This is a genomic window from Mesorhizobium sp. LCM 4576 (genome assembly GCF_001854815.1).
GTDB classification, from domain to species: domain Bacteria; phylum Pseudomonadota; class Alphaproteobacteria; order Rhizobiales; family Rhizobiaceae; genus Mesorhizobium; species Mesorhizobium plurifarium.
In genome coordinates this window covers 56,692-73,621 of sequence record NZ_MDDT01000019.1, presented here as the reverse complement: position 1 = coordinate 73,621, position 16,930 = coordinate 56,692, and the positions used below count along the sequence as shown (strand labels likewise).

Genomic DNA, 16,930 nt, shown 5'->3' with positions numbered 1-16,930 from the left:
GTCGTTATCGGCGTCGCGCATGGCCGCGAGGCTGCGGTTGTCGAGCACCTCGGCGATCGCCTGGCGCACTTCCAGCATCATGTGGCGGACCTGGCAGGTGGCCTCATCGCAATCCTCGCAGCGCTGGTATTGCGTGCGGCTGGCGCAGGGGATCGGCGCCAGCGGCCCGTCGAGCACGCGCACGACATGGCCGATCTTGATCTCGGAAGCGGGCCGGGCGAGGCGGTAGCCGCCTTCCTTGCCCTTGCGGCTCTGGACGAAACCGGCATTGCGCAACTCGCCCAGGATCGCATCCAGGAATTTCTTCGGGATGTTGTTGGCGACGGCGATGTCGTTGACGAATGCAAGCTGGCCAGCCGGCAGGCCGGAAAGATGCACGAGGGCCTTGAGGCCGTATTTGCCTTTTTTGGTCAGCATGCCCGATTCAGTTCATCAAACCCCAATGGCCCTGCATCTGGCGGTTGTTTGTGTGCAAATCATGACAGTTGACCGCCTGGCCCAATGATTTGCCCGGCAGCTTAGGCACAAACGCGTTGATTCTTCGTAACGTTTTTCACGTTGGCCGCCGGATTTCCCCTGCGAAATGCCGGCCAGCTCAAACGAGAAAGCCGGCTAACGCCGGCTTCCTTGCGCTTCCTGATTGTGCGGCGGCTCAGCGGCTGCCGTAGGCCTGGTCGAGCAGTCCGCCTGCAGCGAAATGCTCCTTCTGTACCCTATCCCAGCCGCCGAAGACGTTCTCGACGGTCAGCAGCCGGACGTCCGGGAAGTCGGCCTTGTGCTTGGCGGCCACTGTCGCGTCGCGAACCCGCAAGCCGTTCCCGGCGGCGATCTCCTGGCCGTCCGGCGTGTAGAGGAAGTCGAGGTAGGTTTTGGCGAGATCGCGGCTGCCATGCTCGTCGGCGACCTTATCGACGATTGCCACCGGGAACTCGGCGAGCAGACTGACCGAAGGCGTGACCTGCTCGAATTTGTCGTCGCCATACTCCTTGCGGATGCCGCGCGTTTCCGACTCGAAGGTGATCAGCACGTCGCCGATTTCGCGCTGGACGAAAGTCGTGGTGGCGGCTCGCCCGCCGGTGTCGAAGATCGGCACGTTGTTGAAGAGCTTTGTGATGAACTCCTTCACCTTGGCGTCATCGCCCTTGAAGGCTTCCTTGGCGTAGGCCGTTGCGGCAAGATAGGTGTAGCGCGCATTGCCGGACGTCTTCGGGTTCGGGAAGATCACCTGCACGTCGTCGCGCACCAGATCGTTCCAGTCCTTGATATGCTTGGGATTGCCCGCGCGGACAAGGAACGAAGGTAGCGAATAGAAGGGCGAGGCGTTGTCCGGGAAATCCTTCTGCCAATCGGCCGAGACAAGTCCCTTCTTGACCAGGAAGTCGACGTCGGTGACCTGGTTGAAGGTGACGACATCGGCGCCAAGACCTTCGGCGATGGCGCGCGCCTGCGCCGAGGTGCCGGCATGCGACTGATCGACCGTGACGCCGGGATGCTTGGCGATGAAGGCTTTGTTGATATCGACGAACAGCTCGCGGCCGACGTCATAGGATGCATTCAAAAGCTTGTCGGCCGACCAGGCTTGAGAGGACGCGAGGACGAGACCGGCAACAGCCGCGATGCCGAGCAATAGACGCTTCATGAAAACAGGCTCCTTGGAAAATGGATCGAAGCTAACGCGTTCCACCGTTTCACGGAAAACGGCGGAACGCCTTATCTCTTTGTTTCGACGCAATTCCGGACGGAAAACAGCTCACGCTTTTCCTGGAATTACTCTATGGCGACCATAGTGAGGAAAGCCGGGCCCGACGAGGCACGCGCTCGGAGCGGCGAGCGAAGGTTTGGAAAATATCTCGCCGAAACAGCTCTTTGCTAGGATTTTCTTCCAAGCAGATTCATGGATGACGCCAAGCCGGGCGCCGGAGCAGGGTCGGAGTGAAAGACAGCTCAGGAAGTGGGAAAAAGCTTCCAGCRCCGCGGCCTGAAGGCCACGCGGCTCTTCTGCGCGGCAGGATGGTCGACCGGCAGCTCGATCTCGACGCGCTGGCGCTCGCCGCCGACCTCGAGCTCGACGCGCCTGGTGCCGGCGACGCGGCGGCTGGCGGCAACCGTGCCGGCGATGCAGCCGCTRCAGCCGTCGAGCAGGTCGACATCGTGCGGGCGGAAGTAGAGAACAGCCTCGCCGGACGGCGCATGCGGCGCCTGCAGTCCGATCGGCCGGTCGGCGATCCAGACCTCGCCGTTCTCGACCTTGACCGGCAGCGAGCTCGACTCGCCGATGAAGGAATAGACGAAAGGCGAGTTCGGCGTGTCGTAGATATCGTCGGCGGTGCCGACCTGCTCGATGCGGCCCTGGCTCATGACGACGACACGGTCGGCGAGCTCCAGCGCTTCTTCCTGGTCATGCGTGACAARGACGGTCGTATGGCCGGTGCGGTCATGGATCTCGCGCAGCCAGCGGCGCAACTCGCGGCGAACCTGCGCGTCGAGCGCGCCGAAGGGTTCGTCGAGCAGAAGCACCTTGGGCTCGATCGCCATGGCGCGCGCCAAAGCAACGCGTTGGCGCTGGCCGCCGGAAAGCTGCGCCGGATAACGCTTTTCCAGGCCCGACAGCTGGACGAGGTCGAGCAGTTCGAGCGCCCGGCGGCGGATTTCCTGCCCCGACGGCCTCGCGGCGCCGTGCCGGACCTTCAGGCCGAAGCCGATATTGTCGGCAACCGTCATGTGGCGGAACAGCGCGTAATGCTGGAAGACGAAGCCGACATTGCGCTCCTGGATCGACTTCTGCGAGGCGTCCTCGTCGCCGAAGAAGATGGCGCCCTTGGTCGGGCGCTCCAGGCCGGCGATCAGCCTGAGCAGGGTCGTCTTACCGGAGCCGGACGGCCCGAGCAGCGCGATGAGCTCGCCGGACCTGATGTCGAGCGACACGTCGTGGAGCGCCGGAAACCGCTCGAACTCCTTGCGCACGTTGACGACACGAACTTCCATGCAAATCCCTCAGTTTCGTTGATGCATATCATTATCCCAAAACCGCTACGCACTTTTGGGTGACATGCATCTAGTGTCCGCGTGTCGCGGCGATCTCGGCGCCGTAGCGCATCTCGAGAAGCGTTTTCAAGGCCAGCGTCACCAGCGCCAGGCCGGCGAGCAGCGAAGCGACGGCAAAGGCGCCGACGGCGTTGTATTCGTTGTAGAGGATCTCGACATGCAGCGGCATGGTGTTGGTGAGGCCGCGTATATGGCCCGACACCACCGAGACCGCGCCGAACTCACCCATGGCGCGCGCATTGCACAGAAGCACGCCGTAGAGCAGTCCCCATTTGACGTTAGGCAGCGTCACATACCAGAAGGCCTGCCAGCCACTGGCACCTAGCGAAAGCGCCGCCTCTTCGTCGCCATTGCCCTGTTCCTGCATCAGCGGGATCAGCTCGCGCGCGACGAAGGGGAAAGTGACGAAAATGGTAGCCAGCACGATGCCGGGCACGGCGAAAAGGATGACGATGCCATGCGCCTTCAGYCAGGCACCGAGCAGTCCCTGCGCGCCGAAGAGGAGCACATAGACCAGGCCGGAAATGACAGGCGAGACCGAGAAGGGCAAGTCGATGAGCGTTGTCAGAAACGCCTTGCCCTTGAACTCGAACTTGGCGATCGCCCAAGCGGCCGAGATGCCGAAGATGACGTTCAGCGGCACCGAGATCGCCGCCACCAGCAAGGTCAGGCGGATGGCGGAGCGCGTGTCGGGGCCGGAAAGGGCTTCCGTGTAGGCRCCGATGCCTTTGGCAAGCGCCTCGTGGAAGACGACGATCAGCGRCAAAAGCAGGAAGACGGCGAGGAAGGCCAAGGCGATTGCCATCAGCACGGCCTTGACGGGCCGGCTTTCGGTCACCGCGGCCGACTGGCTCTCGTGATGCGGCTCGTAGGATTTGATCTCGGGATCAGCCATAGCGCTTGCGGCTCCATGTCTGGACGAGATTGACGACCAGAAGCATCACGAAGGACAGCGCCAGCATGATCGCGGCGATCGCGGTCGCCGCCTCGTAATTGTATTCCTCGAGCCGGATGACGATCAGAAGCGGCGCGATCTCGGACTTGAAGGGCAGGTTGCCGGCGATGAAGATGACCGAGCCGTATTCGCCGACGCCGCGTGCGAAGGCGAGCGAGAAGCCGGTGATGATCGCCGGCGCCAGGCCGGGGAAAAGCACGCGGGTGATGATCTGGAAGCGGTTGGCGCCCAATGTGGYGGCCGCCTCCTCGACCTCCTTGTCGAGCTCTTCCATGATCGGCTGGACGGTGCGCACGACGAAGGGCAGGCCGATGAACACCAGCGCGATGACGATGCCGAGCGGCGTGTAGGCGACCTTGATGCCGAGCGGCATCAGGAGGTGGCCGATCCAGCCATTCGGCGCATAGAGCGTGGTGAGCGCGATGCCGGCGACGGCCGTGGGCAGGGCAAAGGGCAAGTCGACCATCGCGTCGGCGATGCGGCGCCCGGGGAAACGGTAACGGACCAGCACCCACGCAACGACGGTGCCGAACACGACATTGACCACAGCCGCCAGGAAGGCCGTGCCGAAGCTTATCTTCAGCGCGTTGAGGGTGCGCCGGTCGACAACGATCGCCCAGAAATCGGCCCAGCCGAGCGCGGCCGAACGCCAGACCAGCCCCGAAAGCGGGATGAGGATGATGAGCGTGAGGTAGGCAAKCGAGAAGCCGAGCGTCAATCCGAAGCCCGGAATGACACTCGGCTGCCTGAATCGCCACCCCGCTTTGGCGGGTGCTGTGGTCATGCTGTTCTGGATCGTCCCTTCTATTCAAACCAGAATGGCTTTGCGCAGTCGCATTCGGCCGGCATGCCCGAGGCTCACCGGCCGTCCGGCTTCACTGCGCCGGCTTGTAGATCTGGTCGAATATACCACCATCGCCGAAATGGTAAGGCTGCGCTTTCTTCCAGCCGCCGAATTGCGGGTCGTCGATGGTGACCAGCTTGATTGCCGGGAGCTTGGCAAGGTCCTCGGCCGGCACCAGGTCGGGCTTGGCCGGGCGATAGTGGTTCTTGGCGATGATGGTCTGGCCTTCCTTGGAATAGAGCCAGCTCAGATAGGCCTCCGCGACCTTGCGCGTGCCCTTGGCATCGACATTGGYGTCGACGACGGCGACCGGCGGCTCGGCCAGGATCGAGGTCGGCGGGTAGACGATGTCGAAATTGTCGGCGCCGAATTCGTCGAGCGCGAGATAGGCTTCATTCTCCCAGGCGATCAGCACATCGCCCAGGCCCTTCTGCGCGAAGGTCACCGTCGAACCGCGCGCGCCGGTATCGAGGACGGGGACGTTCGCATAAAGCTTGCCGACGAACGCCTTGGTCTTGGCTTCGTCGTTGCCGTCATTGGCGTTCGCATAGGCCCAGGCGGCAAGGTAGTTCCAGCGCGCGCCTCCGGACGTCTTCGGGTTCGGGGTGATCACCTGGACGCCGTCCTTCACCAGATCGCTCCAGTCGTGGATGCCCTTGGGATTGCCCTTGCGCACCAGGAAGATGATGGTCGAGGTGTAAGGCGCCGAGTTGTTCTCGAACTTCGTGCGCCAGTCCGGGTTGATCTTCTTTGTCTTCGAGACGATGGCGTTGATGTCGCCTTCGAGGGCCAGCGTCACGACGTCGGCGTCGAGGCCGTCGATCACCGCCCGGGCCTGCGCGCCGGATCCGCCATGCGACTGCTGGATGGTTACGGTTTCGCCGGTCTCCGCCTTCCAGTGTGCGGCAAACGCCTCGTCATAGGCTTTATAGAGTTCACGTGTCGGGTCGTAGGACACATTCAGAATGGTCGTGTCGGCAAACGCGAAACCGAGCGTGCCGAACTGGACAGATGTGGCGACCAGCGCGCCGAGCAGTTTCCTGAAATGAGGTTTGGTCATTCCCGCCTCCGTTGAACTGCTGCGAACTCTACCGAGTTTATAGAATTTAGATGCATTGAATGTTGCCTTTTTCGCCTCCTCGAAGCAATTTTTCGCCGTGATTGGGCCGGTTGAGGAAATGATTTCCTCTGCGCTGGCCGCACGGCTCCTTATCAGCCGAGCTAATTAGAAACGTTCGGGGGCGGGGCAAGCCTCGGGTACGCCTTAGTTGGCGGTGACCGGAAAATCGAAGCGCTGTTTTGGAAAAGGTTCTTTGGCCAGGGTGAAGTGCCACCATTCGCGCGCATAGTTGCGGAAGCCGGCGGCACGCATGGCGGCAAGCAGCATCCTGCGGTTCGTTGCCGCTTCGGCGGGAAGAGGGCGGTGCGCCGTCTCGCTCATCGGATCGAAGCAGTCGAAACCTGTGCCGAAGTCGAGCGTGCCGCCATCCGGCGCGCCGCAGGCCGGGTGTATGGAGCTTTTCTTGCCGGTCTCGGCGATGGCGAGGTCGACCGTCGAGCCGCGCGAATGGCTGGACAACTCACCGACATAGCCCTTGGCGATCAGATCGCCGCGCTCGACGGTCGGATACCATTGCGGATCCGGCGGGCCRTCCTCCCTGGTCCATCTACCCATGTCGGYGACGGCGCGCGCCGGGCGGTAGCAGTCGAAGACGACCAGCGTCAGGCCCTTGGCGWCCATTGCTTTCTGGACGCCGGACAGTGCCTTCGCCGCCGTCGCGGTCAGGATGCAGACCGGCGCGTCATAACCGTAGACCTTGCGATGCAGAAAGTTTTCGCGGTCGGCGTAGCGAATATCCTGGCGGATGGTCGGGTCGATATCGGCGAGCCTGACGAAGCCCGCGGGGAGGGGGTTGGCGCGGGCGGGGGAGGTGGTCGCGGATAGAAGAGCCAGCGTAGCGGCTAGTGCAACTCCAAATAGAAAGGTATGGCGCGAGGCCCCCCTCTCTGCCCTGCCGGGCATCTCCCCCTCAAGGGGGGAGATTGGCGGCTTCGGCGCCGGCTCTATCTTACCAACGTTGAAAATTGGCGAAGGCAGCGAAGCTGCTGATCTCCCCCCTTGAGGGGGAGATGGCCGGCAGGCCAGAGAGGGGGGCCTCGCGCCATACATCAGGGGAGAAACTCCCCGCGCCAAGGTCTTAAGAAGCGCAATCTTCTGAATCGCTTGCCGTATTCTACTCAACGAAAACCTTCACGCTCGCCGCCCGTCCTGCCGCGTCGATCACGGTCAGCGTCGAATAGCCGGTGCCGTCGGGTTGCCAGGTCGCGGTGCGGCGGYGGTCGATGCCGGCGAGTGGCTTGCCGTTGGCGAGCCAGCGGAACGGCGCGCGGCCGCCCTGGAGCTTCAGAACCAGCGKCGTGGCGTCGGCGGAGTTGGTGCCGAGATCGACGCGGGCGCCGTTGGGCGGGAAGACGATGGTCGGAGCGGGCTCGGTGGCGGTGGCCTGCACCAGACCGTCCGATCCGGCGCCGAAGCGGGCGAGCGTCACCGGCAGTTCCTCGCGCCGGGGGTTGAAGACGCCAGGCGGCCGGCCGGACAGCGGCACGCTGGCAAGGCCGGAACGGACGAAGCCTTCGAACAGGATGGGTGCCGCCGAGACATAGCCCGACAGGCCGGGGACGGGGCTGGCATCGGCGCGGCCGACCCACACACCCAGCACGTAACGGCCGTCGAAGCCGACGGACCAKGCATCGCGATAGCCGTAGGAGGTGCCGGTCTTGTAGGCGATCCCGCGCTGCATGGCGCCTTCCGGCGGCTTCACGCCGGACAGGATGTCGTTGATCTGCCAGGCCGCCTGGTCGTCGAGGATGGTGGYGGTGGTGCGCTCGGCATCGGCCGGCTCGGTGCCGTCATGCAGCGTGTGCATTTTGCCGCCATTGGCGAGCCCGGTATAAAGCTGCACCAGGTCGCGCAAGGTCACGCCGACGCCGCCAAGCCCGATCGCCAAGCCCGGCGCCTCGTTGACCGGCAGGATCGGGTTGACGCCGGCCTGGCGGAAGCGCGCCGTCAGCCGCGCCGGACCGACGGCGTCGAGCACGCGGATCGCCGGCACGTTGAGCGACAATTGCAGGGCCTGGCGGATCGAGACATCGCCCTGGTAGCCCATGTCGAAATTCTTCGGACGGTAGCCACCGAAGTCGGCCGGACTGTCCTCGATGATCATCTCCTGCGCCACCAGCCCCTGCTCGAAAGCAAGTCCGTAGATGAAAGGTTTCAGCGTCGAGCCGGGCGAGCGCACCACCTTGGTCATGTCGATCCAGCCAGAGCGGCTGGCGTCGAAGAAATCGGCCGAGCCGACCTCGCCGAGGATGTCGCCGGTGCGCGCATCGGCCATCACCATGGCGACGGAAAGTTTCGGACCGAGCTTCCTGGCGGYATCCCTTGCCACCTGCTCCAGCCCCTGCTGCACGCTTTTGCGGATGGTGAGCTGCAGCGGCTTGCCGGGCACGGCCTTGGGCAGCATGGCATAAGAAGCATGCGCGGCCAGCGCCGGCAGTTTCCTGCGCAGGCCGGAAACATCGTCCAGCGCGGCGCGGGCAGCTTCGCGTTCGCCGAGCAGGCCGGCCGAGACCATGCGGGTCAGCACGCGGTCGCGCGCGGCGTGCGCGATGCCGAGATTGCGGTCGGGCCGGCGCCTTTCCGGCAATTGCGGCAGCGCGACCAGAAGGGCTGCCTCCGAGACAGTCAGCCGCTTCGGCTCCTTGCCGAAATAGGCGAGCGAGGCGGCGCGCACGCCTTCGAGATTGCCGCCATAGGGCGCCAGCGTCAGGTAGCGCTCAAGGATTTCCTGCTTGGACAGACGCCGCTCGATCTGGATGGCGCGCAGCATCTGCTTGAGCTTGGAGCCGATACTGCGGCTGTCGCGCGGCTCGATGAGCCGGGCGAGCTGCATCGACAAGGTCGAGCCACCGGACACGATATGACCGCTGGTGACGAGCTGGCCGGCGGCGCGGCACAACGCCAGGATGTCGACGCCGCGATGATCCCAGAAGCGCTTGTCTTCATAGGCCACCAGCATGTCGACGAATTGCTTGTCGACCTGGTCGAGGCGGGTTTCGAGCCGCCAGTAGCCGTCCGGCGTGGCGAAGGCGCGCAGCAGCTGGCCATCGCGGTCCTGGACCTCCGTCGAGACCGTCAGCCTTACCGGCAGCGGCGGCGGGAAGGCGCGGTCGAGTTCCCGGAGCGCGGCGATCGACGCGGCCGCGAAGCCGGCGAGGCAGGCGCCTGCGATTGCGGTTCGCTTGAGGAATTTTCTKGAGAGCATGGTGCTGCCCCTCATCCGCCTGCCGGCGCCTTCTCCCCGTATAGGGACGGGGAGAAGCTAAACCGGCGACCTTGCTATTCCGCCTTGACCTCCATCACGCCGGTGGCGGTACGGGCCGAGTATTGCGGCCGGTACATGTCTTCCACCGTTGCCGCCGGATGGGCGTAGGTGCCCGGTGTCACGGCGCGCACGACATAGGCCAGCGTGATGTTGCGGTCGCCGTCGCCTTCGTTCGGATTGAAGGCGGCGACGAAGCGGTCGTCGCGGAACTCCAGATGCGCGGCGTCGGTCTGYGCCAGCCAGGAGAAGTTCGACAATTGCGCGCTGGAAACCAGGCTCGGATTGTCGATCTCAAAGCCGGCCGGCAACAGATCGGTGATCAGCAGGCGCGACGGCCATTTGTTCTGCTCGTAGACCTTGAGCACGACCACGTAGCGCTCGTTCTGCTTGGCCTCGATGACATTGGCCGCGGTGCCGTCGAGCTTGTAGTAGGTGCGATCRATGGTGAAGCCGTCGCCGCCGGCCGGCAGCGGATCGACCGGGGCGGCGACCGCGGTCACCACCGCCTGCAGCGGCGTCGCGCCGGTGTTGGCGATGGTGAGCGGACTGTCGACGAGATCGCTGCCGGCGACCTGGTCGGAGTAGCCGCCCGAATGCGGCGCGCCGTTGACGGAAAGCGTGATGGAATCATTGCCTTCCTTCAGCGCCCGCGCGGCAAGCAGCATCCAGGATTCGTCCTGCGTGCTCGTCCAGCGGGCGTCCGCTCGCGCCACGCCCACCAGCTTGATCAGTTGCGGCATGATGCTGGGCACCGGCTTCGATTCCGCCGCCAACGCCAGCAACGCCGCGCCGTCACGCAGCCGCGAGCCGTAGTCCGAGCGGTACCAGTCATAGTCGGTCTCCGACTGTGCCAGCCTGAGCGCCGTCTGGAAGGTTGCTTCCGAACGCTGCGTGTCGCCGTAGAGCGCCAGGCTCGCCGCCAACTGGGCGACGGCCATCGGGCTGGAGAAGGCTTCGAGCTGGGTATCGGCGTAATAACGCAGATCGCCGATCGAGGCCTTCTTGTTGCGGGCGAGCACATAGAGCGCATAGGCGATCTCGCTRCCCTTGTCCTGGACGTCCTGGTCGTAGCCAAGCGAGTTCTGCAGGTTGTTCAGCGCCTGGTTCATGGCAAGCGCGGGAACATCATACTTCTGCTCGCGCGCCCGGGTCAGGAATTCGCTGACATAAGCGTCGAGCCACAGATCGCCGGAGCCAGGTCCCCAGAGGCCGAAGCTGCCGCTCGACGACTGGTAGGAGAGCACCTTGTAGATGGCGTCCTGGATGCGTTGATGCAGGTCCGGGTCGCTCTCCATGCCGATGCTCTTGGCCATGTCGTTGACATAGAGCAGCGGCATGGCGCGGCTGGTGGTCTGCTCGGCGCAGCCATAGGGGTAGCGGTCGAGCGACATCAGCAGCGACGGCACGTCGAGCGCGGACGACTGYGAGACGCCGACGCTGACCGAAGCGCCGTCGAGCACGCTTGACGCCAGCAGCTCCTTGTCGACGCGCAACGAGCCGCCATGCGGCTTCAGGTCGACCACCATGCGGTTGGTGACCGGAAGCTGCGCCGGGCGCACCGGCAGATAGAGCGTCTGCTCGACTTGCGTGCCGTCGGCGTGCGCGAGCTTGACCGTGACCGAGGCGTCGCCCGCGGTCTTGGCGACCAGCGGGAAGCTGAGCGACTGGCGCTTGCCCTGGGCGAGCGTCAGCTTCTCGGGCAGGGGCTTGTCGCCGGTCGTAAGATCTCCGGTCGTGGTGACCGAGAGCGCATAGTCGCCGGCCGGGCCATCGGTGTCGGCGATGTCGAGGCGCATGGTCGCCGCATCGCCCGGCGCCAGGAAGCGCGGCAGGCCGGCGGTGATCACCACCGGATCGCGCACGATGACGTCGGTCTGGGCATGGCCGACCGCATCCTTGGTCCAGGCGACCGCCATGACGCGAACGGTGCCGTTGAACTGCGGGATGTCGAAATCGACGCGCGCCTTGCCGTTGGCATCGAGCTCGACCGGGCCGGAGAAGRAGGCGACCAGCTTTTCGGTCGGCGGGCTGCCTTGCGCCTGCATGTTCGCCCCGTCGCCGCCGGTGCGTATCTTGCCCATGGTGCCGAGCGAGCCGTCGATCAGGCGGCCGTAGAGGTCGCGGATCTCCAGCCCAAGCATGCGCTGGCCGAAGAACCAGTCCTCCGGATCGGGCGCCTTGTAGTTGGTGAGGTTGAGGATGCCGACATCGACGGCAGCCACCATCACATAGGCGTTGCTGCCGGCCTGCGCGCCGTTGACCGCAACGGGGATCGACAGCTGCTGGCGCGGCATCGTCTTTTCGGGCGGTGTCAGGGAAACCGTCAGCTTCTTCGAGCCCGGATCGACCGACAACCATTGGATGCCGATGGCGCGGGCCGGCATGCGCGATTCCTGCGCGTCGCCGGGCCGGAACAAGGTCGCCGTGACATAAGCGCCGGCGCCCCAGTCGTCGCCGACGGGGATGTCGACGGTGCTGCCGCCGGCCGGCACCGAGGCGGTAACGGTCTTCAAGAGCTTCTCGGCGCCGATGGTGACCAGAAGTTCGCCGGCAAAATGCGGCGAGACCTTCAGCTTGGCGACTTCGCCGGCGGCGTAGCTGTCCTTGTCGAGCGCGATCTCAAGGCCGTCGGGCGTCTCRGTGGTGGTCGAGGCGACATACCAGCCGGCATCGAACTCATAGCTGGTGGCGGGACCATCCGGATCGGCGGTCTCGACCTCAAGCCGGTAACGGCCCCAGTCGACGGGCAGCGATACGGTCGCCTCGCCATCGGCCTTCAGGTCGACCGCGCCATTGGCGACGGCCTTGGTGAGGTTCACCGCCTCGTAGTTCCAGGAATTGTTGGAACGGTACCATTGATAGTTGCGCTCGACCTTGACCAGCGACCATTGGGCGCCTTTCAGGTCCTCGCGCTTGCCGTTCGGGTCGACGGCGATGATGCTGAACTTGGCGGTTCCGCCTTGCGGCACCTCATCGCCCTCGAAATCCGGCCGAATGCCGATGACGTCGCGCTGCGGGCGAACGCCGATGTCGAGCGACCGCTCGACGGCGCGGCCGCCGGCCTCGCGCATGCGCACGGTGACCTTGGCGTTGACCAGCTTGGTGGTCGACGGCAATTGGTCGATCGTGATCGGGAAGGTCGCCTTGCCGTCGTCGCCGACGACGGGAAGATTGGCGAGAGGCGTCACGGTCGGCTCGCTCGACTGCTCGTCGGCCAGGCCGAAGGTGAAATCCTTGAAGCTGTCCCAGGTACTGGTGGTCGACAGCGTCATCTCGCCTTCGAGCGCAAGGCCCGCGGCCGGCGCGCCGTAGAGGAAGCGGCCGTCGACTGTGGCGTTAGCGGTTTCGCCCTGGGCGATCTCCTTCTTGTCGGCGGTCAGGTCGAATTCAATGCGATCCGGCACGAAATCCTCGACCAGGAACATCTGGCTGGCAACGGCCGCCTGCTTGGGATCGGTATAGATCGACACCGTCCAGGTGCCGCGCATGGCGTTGGCCTCGAGCGGCAGGTCGACGGCGTGGCCGCCGGCGGACTCGCCATTGCTGACGATGCGGCGGCTCTCGACGCCGTCGGGGCGGGTGAAGATGAAGGTCAGCGGCAGGTTCTCGACCGCCTTGGCGGCGCCGTCGCGGGCAAGGGCCGCGACGTGAACGTCCTCGCCGGCGCGGTAGATGCCGCGCTCCGTCCAGGCATAGACGTCGAGCGCGCCCGGCGAGGCTCGGCCCTCGACGCCACGATCCGACAGGTCGAAGCCGGCCTTGCCCATGTCGAGGAAGACGAAGTCGTTATCGCCCTGCTTGGCCATCAGCACGGCCGGCACCATGCCGTTTTCGCCGCGGGTGAGGCCCGGATTGAAGACGGCGCGGCCCTCGGCATCAGTGGTCGCGGTGCCGAGAATCTCGTTGTTCTTGGCAAGCAGCGTCAGTTCGGCGCCGGAAATCGGCTTGGCCGAGCCCAGCGAACGGGCAAAGACGTTGAGGCCGTCCTGGCCGGTATAGGTGGAAAGGCCGATATCGGAGACCACGAACCACTGCGTGGCGCGCGAACCATAGTCGTCGCTCTTGTCGTCGACCGGCTGCGCGGTCAGCACATAGACGCCTGGCTTGCGCTGCGGGATCGCCTCATCCACCGGGAACGAAGTGGTAACCTCCTTATTGAGATCATTGGCGATGTCGAGCGTGCCGGACCAGACGGGGGCGCCCATCTGGTCCGAAATGGTGGAGATGTCATAGCCATCGAGCTGATGCAGGAACTGATAGCCGGACAGAAGCTGCGCCAGCGAACGGTCGCCGATGCGGTAAAGCGTCATCTTGGCGGCGTTCATGTTGACGGTGACGACCGGAATGCCGCGGCGGGCGCCGGCCGGCAGCACGAAGCTGTCGCCGGTGAAGCGGGCGGACGGAGCGCGGTCCTGGACGTAGATCGACAGCACGACGGGCGCGGCGATCGTTTCGCCGATCGCCGCCGGCAGGCCGACGCGGAAGGTCACGTCATAATGCTGGCCGTGCTCCAGGCCCTCGACGCAGATCTGCTTGTCCTTGGCCTCGACGGCCTTGGGCGCGGCGTTGTCGACGGTCACGAACTGCRAATAATCGACACCGGTCTTGACCAGTTCCTCGGAAAACTGGGCGCAGATGCGCGGCGAGGAGGAATCGGCATCGACGGTGTGCTCGACGACGCGGAAACCCTTGCGCGCCTTGAGGTCGGCGTAATCGGCCTGGACGGCCGGCGAGCTCACCAGCGCAAGGCTTGCCTCATAGGCCTGCAGCGAGGGCCGATAGAGATCGCGCTTGTCGAGACCGGCGGCAAGCAGCGCCAGCGCCTCGGCGCGGGTCTTTGCCGTGCGCACCAGCTTGTAGGCGTTGAAGGCCGCCGAGGTGGCGTTCATCGGGAACGTCGCGGGTTCGGTGGTGTTCGACGCCGGCTCCACGGCGAGTATCTCGCGCGCCAGCGCCAGCCAGAGCGCGCCATCGTCCGRCAGAACGGAGATCGCGGCCTCGTATTTCTGCATGGCAAGCCGGTGATCGCCGGTAAGCGAGGCCTGCTCGGCGGCGGCCTGCAKGGCAGCAAGGCCCTCGGTCGGCTTGTCATAGGCCGGATCGGTCAGCTTGTTGCGGAACTGCTGAGCCTGGTCGGCCATCCAGTTGGGGAAGAAGGCCAGCGCCGGCGGGGCGCCGATATCGGGATCACCGTCGACATTCGCGACCTTGCCGGCGACGGCGCCAGTGAAGGATTTCAACTGGTTATAGTCGGATTTGAGAAAACACCATTTGGCCTTGGTGTTGTAGGTGAAGGCGCGGCAGGCAGAATCGCCGAGACAGCTTGTCTTGCATTGGTCGAGGCTGACATTCTGCTCCGACCTGAGGTCGAAACCGAAATAGTCGGAATTGTCGGTCGTCACGATTCGCCGGGCTTCGGCCGCAAGAGCCGCCCCGCCCAGGGCGAAAAAGATGAGAAGAAGGAAAGAGAGACCACGAGCCGCGCRCATTGCCATACCACCCTCCAGACATCGCCAGCGTCCGGGCATGATCAAGCTTCGTGCAGGCTTGTCAACGCCGGAGCGCCGCAGGTTAATCACCCGCGAACGGTTTCCATGCCGGCCAAAGGCCGGTATTTCGACAGAACCTCTGTGAGACGGATCACACTTTCTTGYGGAATCGCAAAAGGTGTGAATTCCAAGCCCGGTCTATTTCAGACAATTGGATTGTGGCCCCTTTACGAACGTTGCGGAACTTCATTCCAATTTTAGTTTTGTCGACTAGGTTGTCTTAATGCCGGCGCATGAAACGCAGATGTCAGGAGGGCTCGCGCCAGGGCGCGGGCTTCCGCGCGCCCTGCTTTTCGCGCTCGTCTGCTCGACCRTGCTGGCCGGCGAAATACGGCAGGCGGCGGCTTTCGAGATTTTCGGCATCAAGCTCTGGGGCTCGTCAAAGGACGAGGATGCCGACATTGTCGATCCGCTGCGCTATTCGGTGACGATCAATGCGCCTGACGCCGACAAGGATCTGGTCAAGACGCTTGAAAATGCCTCGGCGCTGAAAAATGACGAGGACCATCCGGTGTCCGGATCGCTCGGCCTGATGGCCAAGGCGCGCGCGGACCGCGAACAATTGGTCGCCGCCCTCTACGCCGATGCCCGCTACGAGGGCGTGGTCACCATCACGATCGATGGCAAGTCGATCGATGACTTGCCGCCGGATGCCGAGTTCAAGGGGCCGCAGCCCGTTCCGGTGGTCGTCACGGTTGCTCCCGGAGCGAAATTCACGCTTGGCAACATCCGGCTGAAGGGCGATGCAGCGGGATTGGCGGCAGCCGACTTCGGCCTGATCGCCGGCGGCGATGCCGGCTCCGGCGCGGTGCTCAAGGCAGAAGCGCTGATCGTGCGGGCGCTGAAGGAAGAGGGCAGGCCGCTTGCCAAGGTAACCGACCGCGAGATCGTCGCCGAGCATGCCAACTCGACGCTGGACGTGACGCTGACGGTGGCCGCCGGCCCGGTCGCCGGCTATGGCGACACGACGGTCGAGGGCACGGAAAAGGTCGATCGCGACTTCACCGAATACATGACCGGGCTGAAGCGAGGCCAGCAATATTCGCCTCAGGAGATCGACGATGCCCGCGACCGGCTGCTCGGGCTCGAGGTCTTCAACAGCGTGACCATCAAGGAAGGCGACAGCCTCGACGCCAGCGGCAACATCCCGATCGGCGTCCAGGTCAGCGAGCGCAAGCCGCGCTTCTTCGGCGTCGGCGGCACCTTCTCGAACACGGAAGGCCTGGGGCTCGAAGGCTATTGGGGCCACCGCAACCTGTTCGGCCAGGCCGAGAAGCTGCGCATCGACGGCTCCATCAGCGGCATCGGCAGCAACAGCCTTTCGGCGCTCAACTACAATGCCGGCGTCATGTTCGAGAAGCCGGGCGTGCTCGGACCGACCTCAAAATTCTTCACCGGCATAAAGACGGTGTTCGAACACCCCGATGCGTATGACCATTTCTCGGTCAAAGGYGACGTCGGCGTTTCCTACGACCTCGACAAGCAGCAGCGGGTCTCGGCCGAATTCGACCTCGATTATTCGCGGATCACGGACGCTTTCGGCAAGCATACCTATCTGATCGCCAGCGTGCCGCTGCAATATGTCTATGACAACCGCGACGACAAGCTGAACCCGACCAGGGGGTTCCGCTTTCTCGCCTATGCCGAGCCCAGCTATGACATATTGAACGGCGCGACCTTCCTGAAGCTGAAGGGCGAGGGCTACACCTACCAGTCGCTCGACACGGCGAGCCGGTTCGTGCTCGCCGAACGCGCAACGCTCGRCTCGATCGTCGGCACCGGCCTGCAGAACGTGCCCGCGGATCGGCGGTTCTATTCGGGCGGCGGCGGTTCGGTGCGCGGCTATTCCTACCAGGGCATCGGCCCGAAGGACATCGACGGACAGCCGATCGRCGGTCTCTCCTTCTTCGAAACCTCCGTCGAGATGCGCATCGGCGTCACTGACACGATCGGCATCGTGCCCTTCGTCGATGCCGGCACGGTTTCGACCAAATCCTTCCCCGATTTCGCGGATGTGAAGGTCGGCGCCGGCGTCGGCCTGCGCTATATTACGCCCTTCGGGCCGCTGCGCATCGACGCCGCCGTGCCGCTCAACCGCGATCCCGGCGATCCGCATTTCGGCATCTATGCCGGCATCGGCCAGGCGTTCTGA

10 protein-coding genes are annotated in these 16,930 nt (G+C 64.5%); 1 reads left to right on the top strand and 9 read right to left on the bottom strand.

Going from position 1 to position 16,930, the window contains the following annotated elements; all coding sequences use genetic code 11:
• From LCM4576_RS11010 to LCM4576_RS10970, 9 genes are all read right to left on the bottom strand, one after another.
• The coding region (locus LCM4576_RS11010) for an Rrf2 family transcriptional regulator (RefSeq protein WP_071032129.1) at window positions 1-417 on the bottom strand (417 nt) is incomplete at its 3' end.
• 235 nt (window positions 418-652) lie between these two features.
• Complete coding sequence (locus LCM4576_RS11005) at window positions 653-1,639, bottom strand: sulfate ABC transporter substrate-binding protein (protein ID WP_071032128.1); 987 nt, start codon at window positions 1,637-1,639, stop codon at window positions 653-655.
• Window positions 1,640-1,944: 305 nt separating this feature from the next.
• A complete protein-coding gene (locus tag LCM4576_RS11000; RefSeq protein WP_071032127.1) occupies window positions 1,945-2,985 on the bottom strand; it encodes a sulfate/molybdate ABC transporter ATP-binding protein in 1,041 nt (346 codons plus the stop codon).
• A 70-nt stretch (window positions 2,986-3,055) separates the two neighbouring features.
• On the bottom strand, window positions 3,056-3,940 hold the full coding sequence (gene cysW, locus LCM4576_RS10995; RefSeq protein WP_071032126.1) for a sulfate ABC transporter permease subunit CysW: 885 nt from the start codon (window positions 3,938-3,940) through the stop codon (window positions 3,056-3,058).
• A complete protein-coding gene (cysT, locus tag LCM4576_RS10990; RefSeq protein WP_071032125.1) occupies window positions 3,933-4,784 on the bottom strand; it encodes a sulfate ABC transporter permease subunit CysT in 852 nt (283 codons plus the stop codon). The genes cysW and cysT overlap by 8 nt, the downstream gene beginning before the upstream one ends.
• Before the next feature lie 91 nt (window positions 4,785-4,875).
• A complete protein-coding gene (locus LCM4576_RS10985) occupies window positions 4,876-5,904 on the bottom strand; it encodes a sulfate ABC transporter substrate-binding protein (protein ID WP_071032124.1) in 1,029 nt (342 codons plus the stop codon).
• A 204-nt stretch (window positions 5,905-6,108) separates the two neighbouring features.
• Window positions 6,109-6,867, bottom strand: coding sequence for a M15 family metallopeptidase (locus LCM4576_RS10980; protein WP_244510774.1), 759 nt, complete (start codon window positions 6,865-6,867; stop codon window positions 6,109-6,111).
• A gap of 211 nt (window positions 6,868-7,078) precedes the next feature.
• Window positions 7,079-9,169, bottom strand: coding sequence for a penicillin-binding protein 1C (gene pbpC, locus LCM4576_RS10975; RefSeq protein ID WP_244510770.1), 2,091 nt, complete (start codon window positions 9,167-9,169; stop codon window positions 7,079-7,081).
• Window positions 9,170-9,243: 74 nt separating this feature from the next.
• Window positions 9,244-14,724: an alpha-2-macroglobulin family protein gene (locus tag LCM4576_RS10970; RefSeq protein WP_071032122.1), complete on the bottom strand. Its 5,481-nt coding sequence runs from the start codon at window positions 14,722-14,724 to the stop codon at window positions 9,244-9,246.
• Between the two features lie 277 nt (window positions 14,725-15,001).
• Here LCM4576_RS10970 and LCM4576_RS10965 point away from each other — a divergent pair, with 277 nt between their 5' ends.
• On the top strand, window positions 15,002-16,930 hold the full coding sequence (locus LCM4576_RS10965; protein WP_071032121.1) for an autotransporter assembly complex family protein: 1,929 nt from the start codon (window positions 15,002-15,004) through the stop codon (window positions 16,928-16,930).